A 24,390-nucleotide genomic window follows, 5' to 3' on the forward strand; every position below is an offset into this window, starting at 1 on the left:
GTGATTTTATGGATATTAATAAATTGGTCAAAAAAATTGAAAATCGAATTCCATCCATTTTAGGACGTAAAATGTTTTCTAAATATGCGGTATTATTACCCCTAATTGAAAAAGAAGATGAGATTCATGTGTTATTTGAAGTAAGATCTAGTCAACTAAGAAGGCAGCCAGGAGAAATTTGCTTTCCGGGGGGGAGAATTGATCAATCAGATAGAGATGAAAAATTTACAGCCATACGGGAAACGATGGAGGAATTAGGTATTGAAGAAGATGATATTCAAAACGTTTCACCATTAGACTACTTTGTTTCACCATTTCATAACATTATATACCCCCATGTTGGTGTGATAAGTAATCCACATAAAATAAACCCAAATCCAGCTGAAGTTGGTGAAGTTTTTACTGTGCCACTTTCATTTTTTAAAACAAATCCACCCGAAGTTTATAAAATTAAATTCAAGGTTGAGCCAGAGGAGAACTTTCCATATTGCGATATTATTGGTGGTGAAAAATATCAATGGCAGGTTAGAGGGATGGATGAGAGTTTTTACTATTATGAAGATAGGGTTATATGGGGATTAACTGCAGGAATATTGAAGCATTTTCTAGAAGTGCTAGAAGAGGAATAAAAAAGCCCTACGAATAGGGCTTACAGGATTATATTTTGTTTCCTATCTGTCTTGACCAATCTGGTATTTTTATTCTTGAAACTGCAAAATGCAGTGACACTAATGCTTCGATAATTATTCCAAAAAGAGCTGTACCTGCCGCTAGATGAAGCACTGCCCATGAAACAGATATATTTGAGGTCACTGTGAAAATACCTATGAGTACTTGGACAACAACAGTAATTGTAGCAAGCATCAATCTTTTTTGAATACTCGAACCCCAATTTTTACGAAATGATATATATGTTAATAACAAAATATAAATTGCAGAAACAATTGCGAGTGTACGATGAATCGTTTGGAGTATTTGTGCACTAGTGACTGGCAACAAGCTATCACGGCAATCCAACCAACTACATGCTAATCCATATGATTGATGTTTTATATATGCTCCGAAAGCTAATGTTAGGACTAATAATATGGTAACTCCATAAAGATGGCTTAATAAGAGACTTCTTTTCTTTAGTTGTAGGACTGAAACTCTTTGTGAATGATGAATCCAAATCAAACAAGCTAAAAATGCCATTGCAATTAAAAGATGAATGGTTACTACGATAGCAGGTAGATCAAGAATAACAACGATTGCACCAAGGATTACTTGAATAACTAGTAAAAATATCATCCAATATGCCGCAATTCGAACCCCATTCTCCCGTCTACGACTCCTAATTATCATCCAAAGTAAAATACATGTAAGAATAAAAAGGATTGCACCAATTACACGATGGGCAAACTCGACAAGGGTTGCCCCTTGTAAAATTGGAATCACTACACCATTACATAATGGCCAATCTGGTCCACAGCCCATGCCTGACTCTGATGAAGCAACATATCCTCCGAATACGATTAATATGTAGGTTACGAATATCGTTAGTAAAGAAAATAATTTTATTTTCAAACGTATTAACCTCCATTATAAATTGATAGTAATAGTTTAGCAGATGGGAAAAAATATAAATGTGGTCTATATCACATTTTTCGGAATTATTTGTAAAATCAATAAAAAAGAGTTATCATTCCACAATTGTGAATGATAACTCCATTACTATTAATTACCAAAAATCTCATTTATCTTATCTTTTGCCATTTCACCAAGCTCTTTCCAGTCCTCTTTCGCTTCGTCTACAACGATTTCCCACTTTTCCTTTTCCTCTTTTAATGTTTTCTCAACCTTTTTCCCAACCTTTTCAACTTTTTCTCCAACCTTTTCAACCTTTTCTTTTATTTCTTTCTTCGTAATCGTACCTTTATCTTTCTTTCCAGAAAGTCTCGCATTCACCGAAACGACTTCAAATTCTGCTGGCTCAATAAATTGAAGTGAATCTTCCATAATTGCCCGAAATAGAGGGACAATTTGGTTTGAACTACTACCAGTTAGGTAATGATCACGATCGGTTTTATCATATCCAATCCAGACAGCACCGACTAGATTAGGAGTATACCCTGCAAACCATTGATCTTTCGTACCATTAATATCGTTATAAGGTAGCTGTGTTGTACCAGTCTTTCCAGCTATTTCAACACCGTTGATTTTAGTTCCTTTACCAGTACCTGTCTCCACTACATTTAATAACATTGCAGTTATTTCATTCGCAACCTTTTTTGAGGTTACTTTTGTTGTTTTTGAATTATGTTCAGCAATGACATTTCCGGTCGGACCAACAATTTTAGTGATGAGATGACCATCCTTTCGTTTTCCTCCATTTGGGAATGTAGAATAAGCTTCTGCAAGCTGAAGTGGAGAAATTCCTTTATGCATGCCACCTAGCCCAATTCCTAAATAATTGTCTTCATTTTCAAGTGGTACTCCAAATTTTTTAAGGGAATTCATCCCTTTTTCAAGACCGACTTCATTCAATAACCAAATTGTTGGTGCATTTAAAGAATTCTCCACAGCTTTGTACATTGGAACTTCACCTTGATATGTTTTAGAAAGGTTTTCAGGTGAATAGTCGCCATAAGACTTTTTCTCATCAACTAGCATTGATGTTACATCATATCCTTCTTCAAGCGCAGGTGTATACACGGCCAACGGTTTCATTGTTGAACCAGGCTGTGCTTTCAAATGTGTTGCTCGATTAAAGCCTCGAAAAACATGATCTCCACGTCCACCGACAAGACCAAGCACTCCACCTGTCTCTGGGTCTAGTAATACTGCCCCACTTTGTACAATCTCATTTCCACGTCCTCTAGGAAAAAGAGAATCACGTTTATAGACTTTTTCTAAAGAGGATTGAATATTTTGATCCATTTCAGTATATATCCGATAGCCTCTTGTCAAGATTTCCTCTTGTGTTAGCCCATACTTATTAATAGCTTCATCTAATACGGCGTCAACATAATAAGGGTAGTCTCTCTTAATAAAACTTCCACCACCATCTTGAAGATGGACCTTTTCTTTGATTGATTCTTTATATTCAGAGTCAGAAATCATTTTTAATTCTTTCATTTTTCCAAGCACAGTATTTCTTCTCTTGATCGCTCCTTCGATGTTTTTGTAAGGGTCAAGAGCAGAAGGTGCCTGCAGTAATCCAGCTAATAACGCAGCTTCACTTGTCGTAGTATTTTCAATTTTTTTATCAAAATATTTCTTGGAAGCTTGGTCGATTCCCCATGCACCACTTCCGAAATATACTTGGTTCAAGTACATTTGTAAGATTTCATCTTTCTCATAATGCTTTTCGATTTCAATCGCGAGAAATAACTCTTCAATTTTTCGTTTATATGTTTTTTCACGGGAAAGTAGTGCATTCTTAGTGAGTTGCTGAGTAATTGTACTACCTCCACCTGTAATTCTGCCCGCAAAAAGGTTTTTAAAGAATGCTCTTGAAATACCCTTCACATCAAAGCCATTATGTTCATAAAAACGTTCATCTTCAATTGCTATAACCGCATTTTTTACATGCTTTGGCAACTCTTCAACAGATACACCATCTGTACGATTTGTAACAATATTACTAGCAACCTCACCATTTTTATCGTAGATTACAGTTGCTTGCTGCAATCCATCCTTTAACGACTGTACATTTGCTTGACTAGCCATAAAAGCAAAAAAGAGCATCGTAAAAAGAATGAAAACAAGTAAAGAAAGTAATAGGATCTTCGTTATATGCTTCTCTTTCCAAAAATGCCTTATCTTCTCCCTAATGGGCTCTGTACGTTCTAAAATCATTTTTATAAAATCTTTCATATTATATTTCTCCAACTTTCTGAAGTGCTATTTCGTCCATCTTCATTATATATCCTATACTTGGAGAATTATAGAATAACACTTAAGAAAAAGCCAGACACTGAGGTTAGCAAAAAAATGAAAGTGGGAGCAATCGTTAATTTTGAATAGTCAGATAATAAGCTTGATTTCTTTTGTTTTTTTAACATAAAATGAAAATAGAAAACAATGTAGTTTGAAGGGGGTTGAACTACGATAAAGGTTTCCTTACAGACAAAACTTATCGGTCTAATCATCACATTATTACTATTTGTCATCATTTTATTAACAGTAATCTATTCATATTTTGAATCTAAGCAAACCGAACAACATATGGGTCAACTTGCGTTGCAGGTTGCAACAACTGTTTCATTAATGCCTGGAATAAAAGAGGCATTTGAGCTAGAGGATCCTTCTACTGTTATTCAGCCAATAACTAAAAAAATTATGGAAGAGGTTGGTGCAGAATTTATCGTTGTCGGAAATAAAGATAGTATCCGCTATTCCCATCCTGATGACTGGAAGATAGGAAAAAAGATGGTGGGAGGAGACAATGATAAAGCTTTACTGGAAGGTAAGTATTATACCTCTGAGGCGGTTGGTTCACTTGGCCCTTCACTACGTGGAAAAGCTCCTATTTTTGATAATGAGGGTCAGACTATTGGAATTGTATCCGTTGGTTTTATGCAAGAGGATGTTCAGGCGGCATTAATAAATAAACTTGTAAAGTTTGGTCTTCTAGCTGTCCTTGTCCTTGTTCTAGGTACCTTTGGTGGAGTACTATTGGCAAGAAATATTCGCAAAGACATTCTAGGTTTGGAGCCACATGAAATTGCTGCATTATATAGAGAACGAAATGCGATTCTTTTATCGATAAAAGAAGGAATTATCGCGATTGATGATAAAGGGGTGATTACGATGATGAATCATACCGCAAGAAAAATATTAGGAATATCGGGTAAATCTATTAATCAACCCATTGATCTAATTATCCCTAATACTCAAATGTATAAAGTGCTAGAATCAGGTGTTTTTGAAAGCGATCAAGAAATGTTATTAAAAGATAGGGTCGTAATCGTTAACCGGACGCCGATCAAGGATAAGGGGAAAATTGTCGGTGTTGTCGCAAGTTTTAGAGATAAGACGGAGGTTGCAGAAATGGTTAATACTTTATCTGAAGTAAGGAAATACTCAGAGGATTTACGTGCACAAACCCATGAATATACGAACAAACTATATGCGATTTCCGGCCTTTTACAACTAGAAGAATATGATGAAGCTATTGAACTCATTCATTCGGAATCGGCTTTACATCAAAATCAAAATCGAATATTATTTGAACAAATTCATGACCATAAGGTACAAGCGATATTGCTTGGGAAAATTGGAAAAGCATCTGAGCACAAAGTTACTTTTCAAATTGATTCAACAAGCTCTATGGGACCATTACCTAAACATATGGATATATCAAAATTAATTACAATTCTCGGAAATATCATTGATAATGCAATCGAGGCTGTTATGAAGAGCTCCAATAGAGAAGTCACCTTTTTTGCTACGGATATCGGAAATGACATTGTATTTGAGGTGGCTGATACGGGGAATGGGATTGATTTTGAGAGCCATGTCAATATTTTTGAAAAGGGATATTCAACAAAAAGTGGTCAAAATCGAGGGTACGGGCTCGCAATTGTTAAGCAAGTTGTAGAAGAGCTTAATGGCTCAATTGAATTGCAGAATAAGCATGATGGAGGTGTTGCATTTTCAATTTTTATTCCAAAGCAATTAAAGAATGTTATCTAGGAGGGATTATCTTGATACAGGTTGCGATTGCAGAGGATGATTTTAGAGTTGCATCGATTCATGAACGCTTTATTTTAAAAATAGATAGATTCAAAGTAGTCGGGAAGACATTAAATGCCGAAGAAACACTACAATTATTACAGGATGAGAAAGTAGATTTATTGCTGCTTGACATTTACATGCAGGATCGCCTGGGGACCGATTTATTACATATTATCAGGAGGGAATTTCCTCTTGTTGATGTCATTATGATAACCGCAGCTACGGAGAAGGAGCTAGTTGAAACTTCATTAAGATATGGAGTGATTGATTATATTATTAAACCAGTTTCTCTTGAACGATTTACTGAAACCCTTGAAAACTATAAAAAAAGAAGAGAACTACTTACAGATCATGCAGAAGTTAATCAGCAGACGATTGATAAAATTATGGCAATATCCTACTCAAAGGATAAAATGGCCAAAAGTCAAGTAATGCCAAAAGGAATAGACCCGTTAACTTTGCAAAAGGTAATCGATCTTATGAAGACAATTGACAATGGTATTTCTGCGGAAGAAATGGGTGTGAAAATGGGGGCTTCGCGCACAACTGCGAGAAGATATTTAGAGTATATTGTTTCTAAAGGTGATGGTGCAGCTAATCTCGAGTATGGGATAGTTGGAAGGCCAGAAAGAAAATATCGAATTTTATAAACACCTAAGTAGGTGTTTTTTTTGATGTCTTCGTGAACAAAATGAACAAAATGCTCGAAATAAATAGTATTAACGTTATTTTGGAAACGGTTACATTTTTAGAATTATTCGTTATTATTTTTTTAATAAAGGGTAGGAATCCTTTATTATATTTTTTTATTAAAGAGGAGGGGGATTATGAGAAGGATAGTAGCATTATTATCTGTACTATTATTGTTATTTGTTGCAGCTTGTTCAAGTGATTCAAGTTCAAAAAATACCGATGGTCCTTGGGAACCGAAAAAGGCGATTGAAATTGTTGCGCCAGCTGGTGCCGGTGGTGGCTGGGATACAACAGCTAGGATGACGGCAAAGATATTTGAAGAAGAGAAGATTATTGAGCAAAGTATAGGTGTAGTTAACAAACCAGGAGGAGGCGGAGCTGTTGCGTGGGCTTATATACATGGAAAAAAGGATAGCCCATACAATTTATTCGTTACTTCACCGCCAATGTTGTTAGTTCCACTAAATGGCCAATCCGAATATGACTTTGAGGATTTTACTCCCATTGCCAACTTAATTGCGGACTATGCAGCTATTGCTGTTAGAGCTGATGCAAAATGGGATAATTTAAATGAATTATTTGAGGATATGAAGAAGGATCCATCAAGTATTTCTGTTGTTGGAGCATCCTCTCCAGGAAGTATGGATCATATCCAATTTATTAAGGTTGCAAAGGCCGCAGGGGTAGATGTTAAAAAAATCAAATATGTTTCTGATCAAGATGGTGGAGCATTAACACAATTACTAAACGGCAGTGTACAAGTCTATTCAACGGGTGTTGCAGAAACTGTTGAACAAGTAAAGGGTGGAAAAATCAAAGTATTAGGTGTTACGTCTGAAGAACGTTTACAAGGTGAAGTACTAGAAGATTTCCCAACTGCTAAAGAGCAAGGAATAGATGCAACATTTATCAACTGGAGGGGGTTCTTTGGTCCTCCAGATATGGATCAAGCTTCATTAGATTATTATGTAAAGAAATTCAAAGGACTTAGTGAATCTGATGGCTGGGCGAAGATTCGTGAACAATACGGATGGAATGAAATGTTCATGGATAGTGAGGAATATAAAGAGTTCTTGGCAAAAGAAAATGAATCGATGAAGACATTATTAGATGAACTAGGCATTGGAAAATAAATAATTCTAATCTAGGAGCCAATGGCTTGTTTGTTGGCTCCTCTTATAGGTGGTGTGATGATGTTAGATTCGTTAAATAAGAAAATATCAATATTCTTAATGGTGATTTCAATTGGATACTTAGTGTTAAGTTACCGTTTGCCATCCTATCCATACGTACCTGTTGACTCTGATGCGGTTCCTATCACACTTGGCTTCATATTATTAATTCTATCAATCTTACTTTTCTTTCAAAAGGATGAAAAGAATGAGGAAGAAAATAAATTACCAAAAGGAGAAATAAAAGTCCTTCTGACCGTTCTATTTCTTGTTCTTCTTTTTATTATACTTCTTGAATTTTTAGGCTTTATCATTTCGACAGCACTTTTCCTTTATTTCTGTTCTTGGTTTCTTGGATATAAAAAGTGGTTATCAAACGTTATTGTATCATTGTCCATACCTTTATTTATCTATTTTTTATTTACATCATTTTTAAAAATCCAATTACCGCAGGGAATATTACCATTTTAGAAAGGAGGGAACGGGATGGATGTTTTTGAGGGGATATTAACGGGATTTAAGGTTGCACTTAGTTTTAATGGACTTCTATTTGTACTATTAGGTGCGATTGTTGGAACACTTATTGGAATGATTCCTGGTTTGGGGCCGATTACCGCAATCGCTGTTATGATTCCAATCACGTATGGTATGGATCCAGCAATGGCACTACTCCTCATGGCGGGTGTCTATTATGGTGCAGCATATGGCGGTGCCGCGTCATCAATCTTGTTAAATGCACCAGGAGAATCGATGTCTGTACCGACGACCTTCGACGGATACCCGATGGCGAAACAAGGAAAGGCAGGTAAAGCGTTGGCCATTGCCGCAATCGCATCTTTTGTTGGAGGGACTGTTAGTGTTATTCTCCTTACTTTTTTTGCTCCATTGCTAGCAAAGCTTGCGATATCATTTGGACCTGCTGAATATTTTGCGTTAATGCTGATGGGATTAATGACGGTATCAAGCTTTTCTGAGGGTTCAACAGTGAAAGCGTTAATTTCAGCCACAATCGGTTTTATGGTTGCAACGATTGGAATTGATGGTCAAACCGGGACAACAAGATACACATTTGGAAATGCGAACTTGTTGGAGGGAATTGACTTTTTAATTATTGCATTAGGATTATTTGCGTTAGCAGAAGTAAGTTCTTTGATTTTCGAAAGGAAACAAAAAAGTGCCTTCAGTAATAAACTTGGTAGTCTAAGTTTATCAAAACAAGATTATAAGGAAATGGCCGGACCGATGGGAAGACAGTCGGTTATGGGATTTTTAATTGGGGTCCTGCCTGGCGCAGGTGGAACAATTGCATCCTTCTTAGGCTATATTTCTGAAAAAAAGATTTCCAAGAAGCCTGAAGAATTTGGAAAAGGCTCCATTGCTGGGCTAGCTGGTCCAGAGGCAGCAAACAATGGTGCCTCAAGTGGTGCTTTTGTACCTTTACTTAGCTTAGGGATACCAGGGTCAGGAACAACTGCTGTTATGTTAGGAGCACTAATTGTGTTAGGCGTTCAACCAGGACCATTATTGATGAATGACCATCCTGATGTGTTTTGGGGAGTTATTGCGAGTATGTATATTGGAAATGTGATTTTACTAATATTAAACCTGCCGCTTATTCCCTATATTTCAAAAATATTAAAAATTCCAAGACCAATGTTAATATCACTTGTCATTATTTTTTGTATCGTCGGTGTGTACGGGATAAGCTTCAGGACCTTTGATTTATATTTACTCGTTGTATTTGGGATTATCGGCTATTTTATGTCCCGAATGAAATTCCCTGCTGCACCAATGCTATTGGCTTTTATTCTTGGAGGAATGATGGAACAATCTCTAAGACAATCATTAACGATCTCTAATGGGAGCTTCCTAATATTTGTACAAAAACCAATTTCTTGTGCACTACTGGCAGTTGCTCTTCTATCATTTATTGTACCTCTACTAAAAAGTAGAAAAAAGAAAAAAAGAATGGATGATTCATTGAATCACACGATTTAATGATAAAGATAAAAGTAGAGAGGTGGTTTTACAATCATGCAAAAAGTAGAACTGAAAAATTGCATTCAATCAGATTCAATTATCGAAACAATTGCAGAATATGTGTTAAATAAAAAGATTGAAAGTGAAGTCGCGTTTGAAACAGCAAGATACGTTCTTATAGATACACTAGGGTGTGGATTTTTAGCATTGAGATATCCTGAATGTACAAAACATCTTGGTCCGATCGTTCCTGGAACAATTGTACCATTTGGCAGCAGATTACCAGGGACACAATTCAAACTGGATCCTGTACATGCTGCATTTAATATTGGTTGTGCCATACGTTGGCTGGATTACAATGACACGTGGTTAGCGGCAGAGTGGGGACATCCATCTGATAATTTAGGAGGAATCCTTGCAGTAGCAGATTATATGAGTCAAAAGAGAATACTAAATGGCCAAGATCCGTTATCAATGGATTGCGTGCTTGAAGCTATTATTAAGGCACATGAAATTCAAGGGGTTCTTGCCCTCTCGAATAGCTTAAACCGTCAAGGATTAGACCATGTTCTTTTTGTTAAGGTTGCAACAACAGCGGTTGTAACGAAGATGCTTGGTGGGTCAAAAGAAGAAATTATGAATGCATTATCAAATGCGTGGATTGACAATTCAAGTTTACGAACTTATCGTCATTTTCCTAATACAGGATCACGAAAATCCTGGGCAGCAGGCGATGCAACAAGTCGCGGTGTTCGACTTGCCATGATGGCTATTAATGGAGAAATGGGGTATCAAACTCCATTAACTGCTCCAAATTGGGGATTCCAGGAAGTTTTGTTTGGAGGAAAGGAAATCACTTTAAGCAGACCGCTAGACTCATATGTTATTGAAAATATTTTGTTTAAAGTTTCATATCCTGCTGAATTTCATGGTCAAACTGCAGCAGAATGTGCTGTTGAACTACATCCAGAAGTGATCAATCGCATAAATGAAGTGGACAAAATTGTGATTACCTCACATGAATCTGCAATCCGTATTATTGATAAGAAAGGGCCACTGAAAAATCCTGCTGACCGGGATCACTGTATTCAATACATTGTGGCAATTGGGCTACTATTTGGCGATATTCATTCTGATCATTATGAGGAAGAAGTTGCCAAGGATCCTAGAATAGATTACCTACGTGAAAAAATGGAGGTAATTGAAAGTGAACAATATTCGGTGGATTATCTTGACCCAAATAAACGGTCAATCGCGAATGCGATTCAAGTACATTTTACAGATGGAACATCGACCGAAAATATAGTACAGGAATACCCATTAGGCCACCGTTTTCGAAGGGATGAGGGAATCCCGCAACTAGTAAAGAAATTCGGAAATAACCTTGAAAGTCGATTCCCTCAAAAACAAGTGAAGGAAATTTACCAATTATGTATGAACCATGAGGAATTAAGCAAGACAACTGTTAATGATTTCTTGGAAAAGCTTATCATTTAATTAGGGGGGAACATCATGCCATGGATAATTGATAAAGAACATAGTCAAGAAGAGTTAGCTAAACAATTTCGAATTAAAATGATGGATTCCACTATTTTGCAAATACCTGGAGCCTATGACGGAATGTCTGCTCTCCTAGCAAAAAAAGCTGGATTTGAAGCATTATACCTTTCCGGAGCAGCATATACTGCGAGTCGTGGTCTTCCCGATTTAGGGATTAACACATCTGAAGAAATCGCTACCCGTGCAAAAGATCTGATTCGGGCAACAAACTTACCTGTACTTGTGGATATCGATACGGGCTTTGGGGGTGTGCTGAATACTGCAAGAACTGCTCGAGAAATGGTTGAGTCAAAGGTTGCTGCAGTTCAAATAGAGGATCAGGAGCTTCCAAAGAAATGTGGACATTTGAATGGTAAAAAGCTAGTTCGTTGTGAAGACATGATGCAAAAAATCAGAATAATAAAAGAAGTGGCACCAACACTTCTTGTTATAGCAAGAACAGACGCATTAGCTATTGAAGGAATGGATGGTGTAATCGAACGTGCCAATAAGTATATTGAAGCAGGTGCAGATGCTATTTTTCCAGAGGCATTAACGACTGAAGATGAGTTTTTGCGGGTGAAAAATGAAGTAAATGCACCACTTCTTGCGAACATGACTGAATTTGGTAAGACCCCTTATTATCGTGCAAGTGAATTTGAATTGTTTGGATACAGCATGGTAATTTATCCAGTCACATCGCTTCGGGTAGCGGCAAAAGCAATTGAAGATGTTTTGAATGAAATCCACCAAGCAGGAACTCAGAAAAATAGCCTTGATAAAATGCAAACTAGAAAAGAACTTTATGAAACCATTCATTATTTTGATTTTGAAAAGCTTGATTCTGAAATATCAAAAACGATATTAAGTTAAATGTAAGGCGAAAAAAATTACTCAGATGAATCCCTCAATGCATAAAAGATCTTCGTATACAATGGTCCAGATAGGAGGTTTTTAACTCCGTCTGGATTTCCTATTTTTTGTTGGAACTCAGTGAATGAGTTAGTTTGTCTCCAATTGGTATATGCCCCTTCATTTTTCCATAATGTCATAATCAAATAAGTATCACTTTTGATTGGACGAAGGACTCGGATTCCGATAGAACCAGGAGCTAAAATAACATCATTTTTTATATCCTTCATACGGAATTCAAAGGAAGGTCGATCATCTTCGAAAATGGGGATATAGGTTAGAGCGGCCACATCTGAGCTATGGACATCACCGATTGTTTCTACTGCATCATATCTCCTAGGAGCACTAAATACCGTTTTCTTTGCTGACTCATGGATTAGGATGGCTGTTTCATTATTGTAAAAACAAGCCATATTTTCTTTTTGGTATTTCTGTTTGAGTTTTACTAAAAAATCTACCGTTCCTAGTGCAATAAAAAGCTTCATAGCTAATCCCCCCGTATAAATCTTATTTCTTCATACATACTGTGAAACTTTAACAGTTATACTAAAAGATAACATTACTTGAAAGTAGATTTCAACAGAGGCGCTTACGCATTTCTTTACTAAGGGGGTTTTGTTGTTGAAAAAGAAAATATTCATGACGTTTTTTGTGATATTAGGTTCATTTATCCTCGGATTAATAGGATATTTACTTATAATATATGCTGGTAATTATGTAATAGATGATAAAAAGCTAGTCATGAACTCTGCATCAAGACTAGTAGACCAGGATGGGAATCTTATTACGAAGTTGTATTACGAGAATCGTGATCTTGTTTCTATTCAGGATATTCCTGACTATGTACAAAATGCGTTTATTGCGATTGAAGATACTCGTTTTTATAAGCATCACGGCATCGATCTGCAAGCAATTTCCAGAGCACTCTATAAAGACATTTTAGCTGGTGGAAAAGTAGAAGGTGGTAGTACGATTACGCAGCAGCTTGCCAAGAATGTCTTTTTAACAAATGAAAAGACCTTTTTACGAAAAACAAAGGAGCTCATAATCGCGATAAATTTAGAGGAAAAGTACAGCAAAAAAGAACTTCTGGAAATGTATTTAAATCAAATCTATTTTGGTCATGGAGCATATGGGATACAGTCTGCTTCCAAATTATATTTTAATAAGAACGTAAATGAATTAACAATTGAGGAAGGAGCTTTACTCGCTGCAATACCAAAAGCTCCTACAAAGTATTCTCCCATCAATAATATTGAAAAAAGTAAAGAACGAAGAGATTTAGTTATTAATTTAATGGAGGATAAAGGCTATTTAAAGCCAGAGGAAGCAGTTCGTTTAGTAGGAAAAACCGTTTCTTTGAATGTACAGGAATTTGTAAAAGAACCAGCACTACTAACATACATTGATATGGTCTTTGATGAGGCAAAGGCACGTTATTCATTATCAAATGAAGAATTAATGCGTGGTGGTTATACGATTACAGTACCTTTAAATGTTAACCTACAAAAAACAGCTTATGAAATGTTTCAAGATCCTAATAATTTTCCAGGAATCGATGAAAGTGCAGAAGGGGCATTTGTATTATTAGACAATGACACAGGTGGTGTTCTTGCAAGTATTGGGGGTCGGAATTATGTCCGTAAAGGGACAAATCGAGTAAATATAAAGCGCCAGCCCGGATCCACATTAAAACCATTGGCAGTATATGGACCAGCCCTAGAAGAACATGAATTTGAACCGTATTCTTTATTAGTAGATAAAAAAGTCTCATATGGGGACTATGAGCCAAGTAATTATCATGATACCTACAAAGGAAAAATTTCGATGTATGATGCAGTACTAGAATCAACAAATGCCCCTGCTGTTTGGATTCTGGATAAACTAGGGATTCCAACAGTTAAAAATTATTTAAAGAAAACAGGTATTTCCATCCCTGATCAGGGACTTTCAATTGCATTAGGTGGACTAAAGGAAGGAATTTCACCAATCGATATGGCAAAAGCATATCGTGCATTTGCACGCGAAGGGAATGTAATTGAACCACATATAATAAGTAAGATTGTTGATCGGAATAATAATGTAATTGGACAAGCGTCTACGAACGAAATAAATGCATTTTCTAAGCAAACTGCTTGGTATATGACCCGAATGCTTGAAGGGGTTGTTAAAAAAGGGACGGGGAAAGCAGGTGAATATCTCGGTGCGTTAGCAGGTAAAACAGGTACTACGAATATGCCTAATGCAGAAAAGGGCATAAAAGATGCTTGGTTTGTTGGATATACACCGTCAGTCGTTGGTGCGATTTGGATGGGGTATGATCAAACAGATGATCGGCATTACTTAAAAACTGGAAGTGCTGCTCCAACTAGACTATTTAAGGAGATTCTTGAAAAGTCAAACATTGAAAAAATGATGTCCTTTACAAGCCCTAAAGGTGTTCGTGAATTAGAACCTCCAATTCGTCTTGTAGAAATAACTGACCTTACTGCGGATCTATCATTTAAACCTTTGGGGCTATTTACAGTCACTTTAAATTGGACTCCAGGTTCTGACGAAAGAATTGAATATCGAATCTACGAGGAGCAGCCAAAAGGATTGAAATATATTGCTTCTGTAATTGGAAAAGGAAGATTTGAAATCGAGAATATTAATGTTTTTTCAATCCCATCCTATTGCGTGATCCCATACAATTCACAGACTGAACAAGAAGGAATTGAATCATCATTAGTTAAGCCAACATTTTTTTCGAATCGATAAGTTATTTTTTTAGGGTGGTGGATATAAGTCTACCACCTTAAAAATTAGGCGAATTATTGACATTTCACTAGGTTATCTATACAAGGATAGTAGAAACATTTATAGTTGTATGAGTAAGTAAAAATGACTACATATTGAAAGCGTATTTTGAGAGAAAAATTTTCCTCTATGCTATTATAGAAATTATGTGTTGTAAAATGTTGAAAGGTAGGGTTTAACATGATGAAGAACGGTTTTAATGATACATTTTTAAAGGCTGCCATTGGAGAGAAAACAGATCATGTTCCTGTTTGGTATATGCGCCAAGCGGGTAGATCACAGCCAGAATATCGAAAAATAAAAGAGAAATATAGCTTATTTGAAATTACACATCAACCCGAACTTTGTGCATATGTGACGAAGCTTCCGGTAGACCAATATGATGTTGATGCTGCAATTCTTTACAAAGACATCATGTCTCCACTTCCCGCAATTGGAGTAGATGTGGAAATAAAATCAGGTGTTGGACCTGTTATCAGTAATCCAATCCAATCATTAGCTGATGTTGAAAAACTTGGAGAAATCCATCCAGAGGAAGATGTTCCTTATGTGTTAGAAACAATAAAGCTTTTAACGACTGAACAGCTTACTGTTCCTCTCATTGGTTTTGCTGGGGCTCCATTTACTCTTGCAAGCTATATGATTGAAGGCGGTCCTTCAAAAAATTATAATAAAACGAAAGCTTTCATGTATGCAGAGCCGAAAGCTTGGTTCACATTAATGGATAAGCTCGCAGATATGACGATTACATATGTAAAATCACAAATAAATGCAGGAGCAAAAGCAGTTCAAATTTTTGATTCATGGGTTGGTGCGTTAAATGTAGCTGATTACCGTCAGTTTATTAAACCAATCATGACTCGGATTTTTAGTGAGCTCCGTGAAACTGGCGTACCACTTATTATGTTTGGAGTAGGTGCTAGCCATTTAGCATTGGAATGGAATGACCTTCCACTTGATGTTGTTGGTCTTGATTGGCGTTTGCCAATAAATCAAGCAAGAGAACTTGGCATAACGAAAACAGTACAAGGAAATTTAGACCCTGCCATTTTACTTGCTCCTTGGGAAGTAATTGAAGAGAGAGCAAGAGAAATTTTAGATCAAGGTATGCAGAATCCAGGATATATCTTTAATCTTGGACATGGAGTGTTCCCTTCAGTTAATCCTGAAACATTACAACGATTAACAGCATTTATTCATGAATATTCTAGTCGTAATTTAAAATGAGGTGTTTGACAAAATGACAAAAAAGAGAATGGGATTGCTAGTAATGGCATATGGTACCCCTTATAAAGAAGAAGACATTGAACGCTATTATACACATATTCGCCATGGGCGTAAGCCAACGCCTGAAATGCTGGCGGACTTGCAAGGAAGATATGAAGCAATTGGCGGGATTTCTCCACTTGCTAAAATTACTCAAGAACAAGCTGAAAAACTTGAGCAACATCTAAATTCAATCCAAGATGAAATAGAATTTAAGATGTATATTGGGTTAAAGCATATTGAACCATTTATCGAGGATGCAATTCAGAAAATGCATAACGATGGAATCGAAGAAGCGGTAAGCATTGTTTTGGCACCACATTTTTCAACATTTAGTGTTAAATCCTATAATGAACGTGCGAAGGAAGAAGCAGAGAAGCTGGGTGGATTAGTAATAACCTCTGTTGAAAGCTGGTATCAAGAACCTAAGTTCATTGATTATTGGGCAAATCAAGTGAAACAAACTTATGCTTCAATGACTGAGGAAGAACGCAAAAAAACAGTATTAATTGTATCTGCCCACAGTTTGCCTGAGAAAATCATCTCTTTAGGAGATCCATATCCATCACAGCTACAAGAAACTGCAGATTTAATTGCAAAAGCGGCTGGAATCACCAATTACGAAATTGGCTGGCAAAGTGCAGGAAATACACCAGAACCATGGTTAGGACCAGATGTTCAAGATTTAACAAGGGATCTTTATCATGAGAAGGGCTATCAGTCTTTTGTTTATATTCCAGTTGGATTTGTTGCTAATCATTTAGAAGTTTTATATGACAATGATTACGAATGTAAAGTTGTTACTGAGGAACTCGGTGCGAGCTATTATCGCCCTGAGATGCCGAATGCAAAACCTGAATTTATCGACTGCTTAGCGAGTGTAATAATAAAGCAATTGAATAAGTAATAAAGAAGGCGATGTTAAAGTGAGTGAAGAAAATCAAAAGGTTGTCGTCATTGGTGGAGGGATTACTGGTTTAACAACGGCCTATTATCTTCAAAAAGAAGCTAAGGAAAAAGGGCTTACTATTGACTGTATCCTTTTGGAAGCAAGCCATCGTGTAGGTGGCAAGGTTCAAACAGTTGTTCAGGATGGCTTTGTTATAGAAAGAGGGCCGGATTCCTTTTTAGAGAGAAAACAGAGTGCGGCACGTCTGGCAAAAAGCGTTGGTTTAGGTGATAAGCTCGTTAATAATACTGCTGGAAAATCATACGTATTAGCGAATGGTAAGCTCCATCCTATGCCAGGTGGATCAATAATGGGTATTCCAACTCAGGTTGGACCTTTTATTACGACTGGTCTGTTCACTCCTTTTGGAAAGCTTCGTGCTGCAATGGACTTTCTATTACCACGAACACCAGCAGGAAAGGACCAATCGCTAGGACAATTTTTTAGAAGAAGGCTCGGAGATGAGGTTGTTGAAAATCTAATTGAACCACTATTATCTGGAATATATGCAGGTGATATTGACCAATTAAGTCTTATGTCTACCTTCCCACAGTTTTATCAAGTGGAGCAAAAATACCGAAGTTTAATTATGGGGATGAAGAAGACAACACCTGCAAAGCCAAAGGAAGTTACAGTTAAAAAGAACCCAAAAGGTCAATTTCAAACGATTACTTCAGGACTACAGTCATTAATTGATGCGATTGAGAATAAGTTAGAGCCAGGTTCTGTCTATAAGGGAATTCGTGTTGAGAATATTAAAAAGCAGGGAAATCAATACGAATTAAAATTGAGCAATAGTGAAATTTTGATTGCTGATAGTATTGTCGTAACTACGCCACACCATGCAACCCAAGCAATGTTTGGTCAATATTCATTTTTTGAACCCTTCACAGAAATGCCTTCAACTTCGGTAGCGACTGTAGCGATGGCATTTCCTGAATCAGCTATTAAGAAGGATATTGAAGGAACCGGTTTTGTTGTTTCTCGAAATAATGATTACATTATTACTGCATGTACGTGGACACATAAAAAATGGCCACATACAACACCAAGTGGCAAGGTATTACTTCGATGTTATGTTGGAAAGGCCGGGGACGAAGCTATTGTAGACCAATCAGATGATGAAATTATTAAGGTTGTTTTAGATGATCTTAATAAAACAATGGATATTACAGAGCAACCTGAATTCACGGTGATATCCCGATGGAAGGATGCAATGCCGCAATACACTGTGGGGCATAAAGAACGTATTGAATTTGTAAAGAAAAATGTTCAAGAACAACTACCAGGAGTATATTTAGCTGGTAGTTCGTACGAAGGATTAGGTTTACCAGACTGTATCGATCAAGGTGAAGCCGCAGTTGAACAGGTTCTCCAATATCTTAACGAACATAAAAAACAACTACAACTCGTGTAATAAACAAATGTGGCCAGTTCATTAAAGTGAACTGGCCATTTATAATCTGTACAATACCAAGGTATAGAGATAAAAAAGAAGGCCGAGGCCTTCAAATAGTAGGGCTTATTATTTAATTTGCATGCAATTGTCGCATTTGTTGCCATAACATTCATGTTGTTCATCAATATTATTTCCACATTCTGCACATTTTTTTGGTGGGAGATTTTTAAAAAATTCAGTACTATTCACTAACATTTTTGACCCCTCCATTTCATTTATTAGTTGTATTGTATTATAACAGTTGTCGATGTGTCAATAACTGTTTTGTAACAAAGGGTGAAATTAATGAAATTCTTTCCGGTTTGGATTATAGTAGGAAGTAAGGGAAAACATGTATGAGACTCATTTTTTAGGAAAAAGGTGATACGAATGAAAGTAACAGTTATCGGCTTTTGGGGTGGCTTCCCTGCAGCAAATGAAGCTACCTCAGGATATTTAATTGAGCATGATGGTTATCAATTACTTGTTGATTGCGGTAGTGGTGTATTATCACAGTTGCAAAATTTCATAAAGACGGATGATCTTGATGCAATTATTCTGTCCCATTATCATCATGATCATGTAGCAGATATTGGACCAATTCAATATGCCCGTATTATTTCCAATTCTATGCAGAACAAGTCAAATATTTTACCTATTTATGCACATACTGTTGAAGAAAATGAATTCAATCGTTTGACATATGAAGGTAGCACTAAAGCGATTCCCTATGAACCAAATAAGCCATTACAAATTGGACCATATTCGATAACCTTCATGAAAACGAATCACCCAGCAGTTTGTTATGCAATGCGTATTTCAGCTGGTAGTCAAACAGTTGTTTACACTGCAGACTCAAGCTATCTTGATGAATTTATACCTTTTGCGAAAGATGCAGATTTATTTATCTGTGAATGTAATATGTATGCATGGCAGGATGGTTCAAAATATGGACATATGTCGAGTACTGAAGCTGGGTTAATTTCTAAAAATGCAAATGTGAAGGAGCTCTGGATTACACACTTGCCTCATCACGGAAATCATCAAGATTTAATTATTCAAGCCAGAGAAGAATTTAATGGTAAAATTCAATTAGCAAAAACAGGACTAACTTGGGAGTGAGAGACGTATGTTATTTATTGATAATAAAGGGATAACAGATCCACGAATTAATCTAGCAATTGAAGAGTATGCTCTTAAAAATTTGAATATCAATGAAACTTATTTATTATTTTATATTAATGAACCATCAATTATTATTGGAAAAAATCAGAACACAATTGAAGAAATAAATACCGAGTATGTAGAAAGTAATGGCATACATGTTGTAAGACGCTTATCTGGTGGCGGAGCAGTTTACCATGATTTGGGTAACCTGAATTTTAGCTTTATCACAAAAGACGATGGTGAGAGTTTCCACAACTTCCAAAAATTCACTGAACCAGTAGTTGAAGCTTTACATAAACTTGGTGTTAATGCCAAGCTAAGTGGAAGAAACGATATTGAAGTAGAAGGTCGTAAAATTTCAGGAAATGCCCAATTCTCTACAAAAGGTAGAATGTTCAGCCACGGAACCTTAATGTTGAACTCTGAAATTGAACATGTAGTTTCAGCATTAAAAGTGAAAAAAGAAAAAATCGAGTCTAAGGGAATAAAATCTGTTCGAAGTCGTGTCGCAAATATAAGTGAATTTCTTGAGGAAAAAATCACCATTGAACAATTCCGGGAGCTGCTTCTACGTTATATTTTTGACACGACGAATATTGATGACATTCCAACATATGAGCTCACTGATGAAGATTGGAAAAATATCAATGAACTATCAAAAGAACGTTATCAAAATTGGGATTGGAACTATGGGAAATCACCTAAATTTAATTATCATCATACTCACAGATTTCCTGTTGGTTCAATTGATGTACGACTTGAAGTTCAAAAGGGTATTGTCGAGAATTGCAAAATTTACGGGGATTTCTTCGGTGTTGGTGATGTCAGTGAAATCGAAGACCTTTTAATTGGAACACGTTATGAAAAGGCTGAATTAATAAGAGCATTAGACGAGGTAAAGATTCAGCATTATTTTGGAAACATTTCAAAAGATGATTTTATAAACTTAATCTATTAAAGAACAGAAGGCTACACAGGACCTCAATGGATACTGGTAGCCTATTTTTTATATAATTTTCACAAAGGATTTATAATTTTTTCAAAAAATATTATATTCATTCTTGCTAGAAAATTTTTCTTTCAATATAATATATTTAGAATATTATTTTTTGCTTTAAAAATGAATGACTATTCATTCATAAGTGTCAAAGGGGGAGAAATATTGAATTTAACTTCACGATTAGGGGAAACTGCAAAAAAGTATTACAACAAGCCTGCTTACATTTTTAATGACACATCTAGCACATATGCTGAATTAGATGGAGCTGTTACGAAATTTGCATGTGGATTAGAGAAACTTGGTGTAAAAAAGGGTGATCATGTCGCGCTTTTATTGGGGAATACACCACATTTTGTAATAAGTCTTTATGGAGCACTTAGGTTAGGAGCAACAGTAATACCGATTAATCCAATCTACACTCCAGATGAAATCGGATACATTGTTAATAATGGAGATGTAAAGGCTATTATTGCACTCGACCTACTTGTGCCATTGTTTGAAAAAATGAATGCACATCTTCCTAAGGTAGAGCACATTATTGTTTGTGAAACACCTCAAGGGGCAAGCAGTGATGTTAACATTACTAATCTATCAATTTATCCAAAAATGAAATCGTTTACAAGTGTCGTAGGTTCGGGTGATTTAAGTTTCGTTGGACCAGAGCTTATGGATGATGATGTAGCTGTTATTCTTTATACATCTGGAACAACAGGCAAGCCAAAAGGGGCGATGCTAACCCACAAAAACCTATACAGTAATGCAAGAGATATTGCTGAATACTTGAAAATAACTGATCAAGACAGGGTGATTACGACACTTCCAATGTTCCATGTCTTCTGTCTTTCTGTCGCTCTAAATGCACCACTTATGAATGGTGGGACATTATTAATTGTTCCGAAATTTAGTCCGAAAGAGATATTCCGAGTTGCAAAAGAGAATGAGGCTACAGTATTTGCGGGAGTACCAACGATGTATAATTTCTTACTGCAATATCCAGATGGGGTTGCAGAGGATTTAAAAACACTGCGCTTATGTATTTCAGGTGGTGCTGCAATGCCAGTTGCACTTCTAAAAGGGTTTGAGCAAAAGTTCCAAGTTGCTATTTCTGAAGGATACGGTCTCTCAGAAGCTTCACCTGTAACATGCTTTAATCCTTTAGATCGACCAAGAAAGCCTGGTTCAATTGGGACAAGCATTGTTAATGTGGAAAATAAAGTTGTTGATGAGAATGGTGAAGAGGTTCCAGTTGGACAAGTAGGAGAACTAATTGTCCGTGGACCAAATGTTATGATAGGTTACTATAAGCTCCCAGAAGAGTCAGCATTCGCAATACGTGATGGCTGGCTATATACCGGTGACTTAGCGAGGATGGACGAGGAAGGATACTTCTACATTGTTGATCGTAAAAAAGACATGATAATTGTAGGCGGTTACAATGTGTATCCGCGTGAGGTTGAAGAGGTTCTTTATAACCACCCAGAAATAGTGGAGGTTGCAGTACTAGGAATTCCTGATGCAAATCAAGGGGAAGCTGTAAACTGCTATGTTGTAGTGAAAAACCAATCAATAACTGAAGAAGACTTAATCAGTTATTGCCGAGAGCATCTAGCAAAATACAAGGTACCTAGCAAAATAGAATTTTTAGAAGAACTGCCAAAAAATACAACAGGTAAAATTCTCCGTCGTGCGTTAAAGGATAAAGTGTTGCAAAAATAATTAGGGCTTGTGGAGAACAGATTAGAGACTGTTCTCTTTTTTTGAAGGAATTTTTATAGTTATGTCGAAGGTTATGTAGTTGGTGATATTTAATTGTGAGGTGTTTTAAATGAAAACAATTCTTTATCAAATTAAAAACCATATCGCGACAATTACATTGAATCGCCCAGAATCAATGAACTGTTTTAATTATGATATGTTAAAAAGTCTAGAGGACGTTATTGGTGACATTCGTACAAACTCGGAGGTTCGGGTTGTTATTATTACGGGTTCTGGTGAAAAGGCTTTCAGTGTTGGTGCGGATTTAAAAGAGCGAAAATCTCTGTCAGAATCAGAAGTAAGAAGAAATGTATATAAAATTGGTGAAGTATTTGCTAGTATTGAGAGTCTCCCGCAACCAACAATTGCAGCAATGAATGGCTATGCATTTGGTGGAGGTATGGAGCTTGCACTCGCGTGTGATTTTCGCATAGTTGTACAGGATACTTCAATGGGGTTAACGGAAACAAGCCTTGCCATTATTCCAGGTGCGGGTGGGACACAACGTCTACCACGTCTGATTGGGGAAGCAAAGGCATTAGAGCTCATATTGACGGCCCGTAGAATATCACCAGACGAAGCATTTTCTTATGGAATGGTATCAAAAGTAGTTGCAAGAGAAGACTTAATGAAGGAATCTATTAAACTAGCAAACGAAATGCTGAATAATGGACCAATCGCTTTGCAACAGGCAAAATTTGCGATTAAACAAGGGATGAATGTGGACTTACATACAGGATTACAAATTGAGCGCAAAGCATACGAAGTTACAATCCCAACGGAGGATCGGCTCGAAGCACTGGCCGCTTTTAATGAAAAAAGAAAACCTGTTTTTAAGGGGAAATAGAATGTGAGGGAAAATACACATGAACTGCGATTCATGTGTATTTTTAATCTAAAAACAAAATGATTGAAAAAAACAAAAATTTTTAAGACAATAGAATGTAAAAATAGTTAAGGGGAGTATTGGGGAAATGTCGACAACGGTGCTTGTAAAAAAACATACAGAATTTCAGCAGGGTGCTCTATCGGGGATGAGCATAGCAGTTGGGTATATGCCAATAGCCTTGACATTTGGTTTGCTGGCAAAGTCAACAGGTCTATCTGTTGCTGAAGCAGTACTAATGAGCTTGATTGTATTTGCTGGTGCATCACAATACATATCTCTTCAATTAATCGCAGTCGGTACAGGAATATTTGAAATTATTTTAACTACATTTATTTTAAATATCCGACACTTCCTCATGTGTGCGTCACTTAATGAAAAGGTTGAGGAGGATCATCCTATTAAAAAGGCTCTATATGCATTTGGAGTAACAGACGAAACTTTTTCGGTAGCCGCAGTAAAAGACGGAAAGGTTTCAACTGGATACATGTTTGGTCTAATATCAGTTTCATATAGCAGCTGGGTTGTATTTTCGGGAATTGGTCATGTAATCGGATCGAGTTTGCCTGCGACATTACAGGAAAGTATGTCAGTTGCCTTGTATGCGATGTTTATAGGGCTGCTTGTTCCTTCATTGAAAAAGCAACGAAAAGTAGTCGTGCTGGCAGCTAGTGCTGCGATATTAAATACGATTTTTTCATTTTTCATGGAGCCTGGTTGGTCGATCGTGACTGCAACACTCATTTCTGCAATTGGTGTTGAGGCATTAATGAAGTACATTGTAAAAGAAGGGGAGGTTGATGAACGTGGATAAGATGATTGTAATCATGATTATTGGGATGGCACTTGTGACATACATCCCAAGAATGCTACCATTAGTAGTGTTCAATTCAGTAAAATTACCTCCTTTTTTGCAAGGTGTGTTAAAAAATGTTCCGTTTGCAATATTAGGAGCCCTTATTATTCCTGGTATTTTTACAATTAACGATGACATTTGGTTCGGAATAATCGGCGCTGCTACAGCATTTATCGTTGCGTATCTAGGTGCGAATGTGATTATGGTTGTGTTAAGTGCGATTGTTGCGCTTAGTTTATACTCATTTTTCTTTTAAG

The 24,390-nt window shown here is 36.6% G+C and carries 22 protein-coding genes; 18 read left to right on the top strand and 4 right to left on the bottom strand.

The window, feature by feature from the left end:
• Window positions 1-8: 8 nt before the first annotated feature.
• Complete coding sequence (locus MJG50_RS15925; RefSeq protein WP_240256740.1) at window positions 9-629, top strand: NUDIX hydrolase; 621 nt, start codon at window positions 9-11, stop codon at window positions 627-629.
• 28 nt (window positions 630-657) lie between these two features.
• Here MJG50_RS15925 and MJG50_RS15930 read toward each other — a convergent pair whose 3' ends face one another.
• On the bottom strand, window positions 658-1,566 hold the full coding sequence (locus MJG50_RS15930) for a COX15/CtaA family protein (RefSeq protein WP_240256741.1): 909 nt from the start codon (window positions 1,564-1,566) through the stop codon (window positions 658-660).
• A gap of 150 nt (window positions 1,567-1,716) precedes the next feature.
• A complete protein-coding gene (locus MJG50_RS15935; RefSeq protein WP_431307298.1) occupies window positions 1,717-3,858 on the bottom strand; it encodes a transglycosylase domain-containing protein in 2,142 nt (713 codons plus the stop codon).
• A gap of 234 nt (window positions 3,859-4,092) precedes the next feature.
• Here MJG50_RS15935 and MJG50_RS15940 point away from each other — a divergent pair, with 234 nt between their 5' ends.
• The 7 genes from MJG50_RS15940 (at window position 4,093) to prpB (ending at window position 11,978) form a co-directional block, all read left to right on the top strand.
• Window positions 4,093-5,679 carry an ATP-binding protein gene (locus MJG50_RS15940; RefSeq protein ID WP_345893247.1) on the top strand — a complete coding sequence of 529 codons (1,587 nt, stop codon included), beginning with the start codon at window positions 4,093-4,095 and terminating at the stop codon, window positions 5,677-5,679.
• 11 nt (window positions 5,680-5,690) lie between these two features.
• Window positions 5,691-6,371, top strand: a complete 681-nt coding sequence (locus MJG50_RS15945) for a response regulator (RefSeq protein WP_240256743.1) — start codon at window positions 5,691-5,693, stop codon at window positions 6,369-6,371.
• Between the two features lie 177 nt (window positions 6,372-6,548).
• A complete protein-coding gene (locus tag MJG50_RS15950) occupies window positions 6,549-7,547 on the top strand; it encodes a tripartite tricarboxylate transporter substrate binding protein (RefSeq protein ID WP_240256744.1) in 999 nt (332 codons plus the stop codon).
• Window positions 7,548-7,607: 60 nt separating this feature from the next.
• Complete coding sequence (locus MJG50_RS15955; protein ID WP_240256745.1) at window positions 7,608-8,057, top strand: tripartite tricarboxylate transporter TctB family protein; 450 nt, start codon at window positions 7,608-7,610, stop codon at window positions 8,055-8,057.
• A gap of 15 nt (window positions 8,058-8,072) precedes the next feature.
• On the top strand, window positions 8,073-9,584 hold the full coding sequence (locus tag MJG50_RS15960; protein WP_240256746.1) for a tripartite tricarboxylate transporter permease: 1,512 nt from the start codon (window positions 8,073-8,075) through the stop codon (window positions 9,582-9,584).
• A 36-nt stretch (window positions 9,585-9,620) separates the two neighbouring features.
• Window positions 9,621-11,063 (top strand): bifunctional 2-methylcitrate dehydratase/aconitate hydratase, encoded by a 1,443-nt coding sequence (locus tag MJG50_RS15965; protein WP_240256747.1) that lies wholly within the window; start codon window positions 9,621-9,623, stop codon window positions 11,061-11,063.
• A 15-nt stretch (window positions 11,064-11,078) separates the two neighbouring features.
• Window positions 11,079-11,978 carry a methylisocitrate lyase gene (prpB, locus tag MJG50_RS15970; protein ID WP_240256748.1) on the top strand — a complete coding sequence of 300 codons (900 nt, stop codon included), beginning with the start codon at window positions 11,079-11,081 and terminating at the stop codon, window positions 11,976-11,978.
• Between the two features lie 17 nt (window positions 11,979-11,995).
• On the opposite strand, the gene MJG50_RS15975 is transcribed toward prpB, so the two are convergent.
• Window positions 11,996-12,502 (bottom strand): antibiotic biosynthesis monooxygenase family protein, encoded by a 507-nt coding sequence (locus MJG50_RS15975; RefSeq protein WP_240256749.1) that lies wholly within the window; start codon window positions 12,500-12,502, stop codon window positions 11,996-11,998.
• A gap of 154 nt (window positions 12,503-12,656) precedes the next feature.
• Here MJG50_RS15975 and MJG50_RS15980 point away from each other — a divergent pair, with 154 nt between their 5' ends.
• The 4 genes from MJG50_RS15980 to hemY all read left to right on the top strand — a co-directional run bounded on the left by MJG50_RS15980 (window position 12,657) and on the right by hemY (window position 18,448).
• Complete coding sequence (locus MJG50_RS15980) at window positions 12,657-14,777, top strand: transglycosylase domain-containing protein (RefSeq protein WP_240256775.1); 2,121 nt, start codon at window positions 12,657-12,659, stop codon at window positions 14,775-14,777.
• A gap of 219 nt (window positions 14,778-14,996) precedes the next feature.
• Complete coding sequence (gene hemE, locus MJG50_RS15985) at window positions 14,997-16,043, top strand: uroporphyrinogen decarboxylase (protein ID WP_240256750.1); 1,047 nt, start codon at window positions 14,997-14,999, stop codon at window positions 16,041-16,043.
• 13 nt (window positions 16,044-16,056) lie between these two features.
• Entirely contained in the window at window positions 16,057-16,989 is a 933-nt protein-coding gene (gene hemH, locus MJG50_RS15990) for a ferrochelatase (protein ID WP_240256751.1), read from the top strand.
• A 19-nt stretch (window positions 16,990-17,008) separates the two neighbouring features.
• Window positions 17,009-18,448, top strand: a complete 1,440-nt coding sequence (hemY, locus tag MJG50_RS15995; protein ID WP_240256752.1) for a protoporphyrinogen oxidase — start codon at window positions 17,009-17,011, stop codon at window positions 18,446-18,448.
• A 108-nt stretch (window positions 18,449-18,556) separates the two neighbouring features.
• Here the strand turns inward: hemY and yhfH are convergent, their stop codons facing one another.
• Entirely contained in the window at window positions 18,557-18,685 is a 129-nt protein-coding gene (yhfH, locus tag MJG50_RS16000) for a protein YhfH (RefSeq protein ID WP_240256753.1), read from the bottom strand.
• 174 nt (window positions 18,686-18,859) lie between these two features.
• Between yhfH and MJG50_RS16005 the strand changes: the two genes are divergently transcribed.
• The 6 genes from MJG50_RS16005 to MJG50_RS16030 all read left to right on the top strand — a co-directional run bounded on the left by MJG50_RS16005 (window position 18,860) and on the right by MJG50_RS16030 (window position 24,389).
• Window positions 18,860-19,591: an MBL fold metallo-hydrolase gene (locus MJG50_RS16005; RefSeq protein ID WP_240256754.1), complete on the top strand. Its 732-nt coding sequence runs from the start codon at window positions 18,860-18,862 to the stop codon at window positions 19,589-19,591.
• Between the two features lie 7 nt (window positions 19,592-19,598).
• Window positions 19,599-20,594, top strand: a complete 996-nt coding sequence (gene lplA, locus MJG50_RS16010) for a lipoate--protein ligase (RefSeq protein ID WP_240256755.1) — start codon at window positions 19,599-19,601, stop codon at window positions 20,592-20,594.
• Between the two features lie 204 nt (window positions 20,595-20,798).
• Window positions 20,799-22,352: a fatty acid--CoA ligase family protein gene (locus tag MJG50_RS16015; RefSeq protein ID WP_240256756.1), complete on the top strand. Its 1,554-nt coding sequence runs from the start codon at window positions 20,799-20,801 to the stop codon at window positions 22,350-22,352.
• Between the two features lie 109 nt (window positions 22,353-22,461).
• Window positions 22,462-23,238 carry an enoyl-CoA hydratase gene (locus tag MJG50_RS16020; RefSeq protein ID WP_240256757.1) on the top strand — a complete coding sequence of 259 codons (777 nt, stop codon included), beginning with the start codon at window positions 22,462-22,464 and terminating at the stop codon, window positions 23,236-23,238.
• Between the two features lie 127 nt (window positions 23,239-23,365).
• Window positions 23,366-24,091, top strand: coding sequence for an AzlC family ABC transporter permease (locus MJG50_RS16025; RefSeq protein WP_240256758.1), 726 nt, complete (start codon window positions 23,366-23,368; stop codon window positions 24,089-24,091).
• On the top strand, window positions 24,078-24,389 hold the full coding sequence (locus tag MJG50_RS16030) for an AzlD domain-containing protein (RefSeq protein ID WP_275695639.1): 312 nt from the start codon (window positions 24,078-24,080) through the stop codon (window positions 24,387-24,389). Before MJG50_RS16025 ends, MJG50_RS16030 begins: the two co-directional genes overlap by 14 nt.
• The last annotated feature ends 1 nt before the right edge of the window (window position 24,390 follow it).

Source organism: Fredinandcohnia quinoae (genome assembly GCF_022427965.1).
In the GTDB taxonomy this organism is placed as follows: Bacteria; Bacillota; Bacilli; order Bacillales; family Bacillaceae_L; genus Ferdinandcohnia; species Ferdinandcohnia quinoae.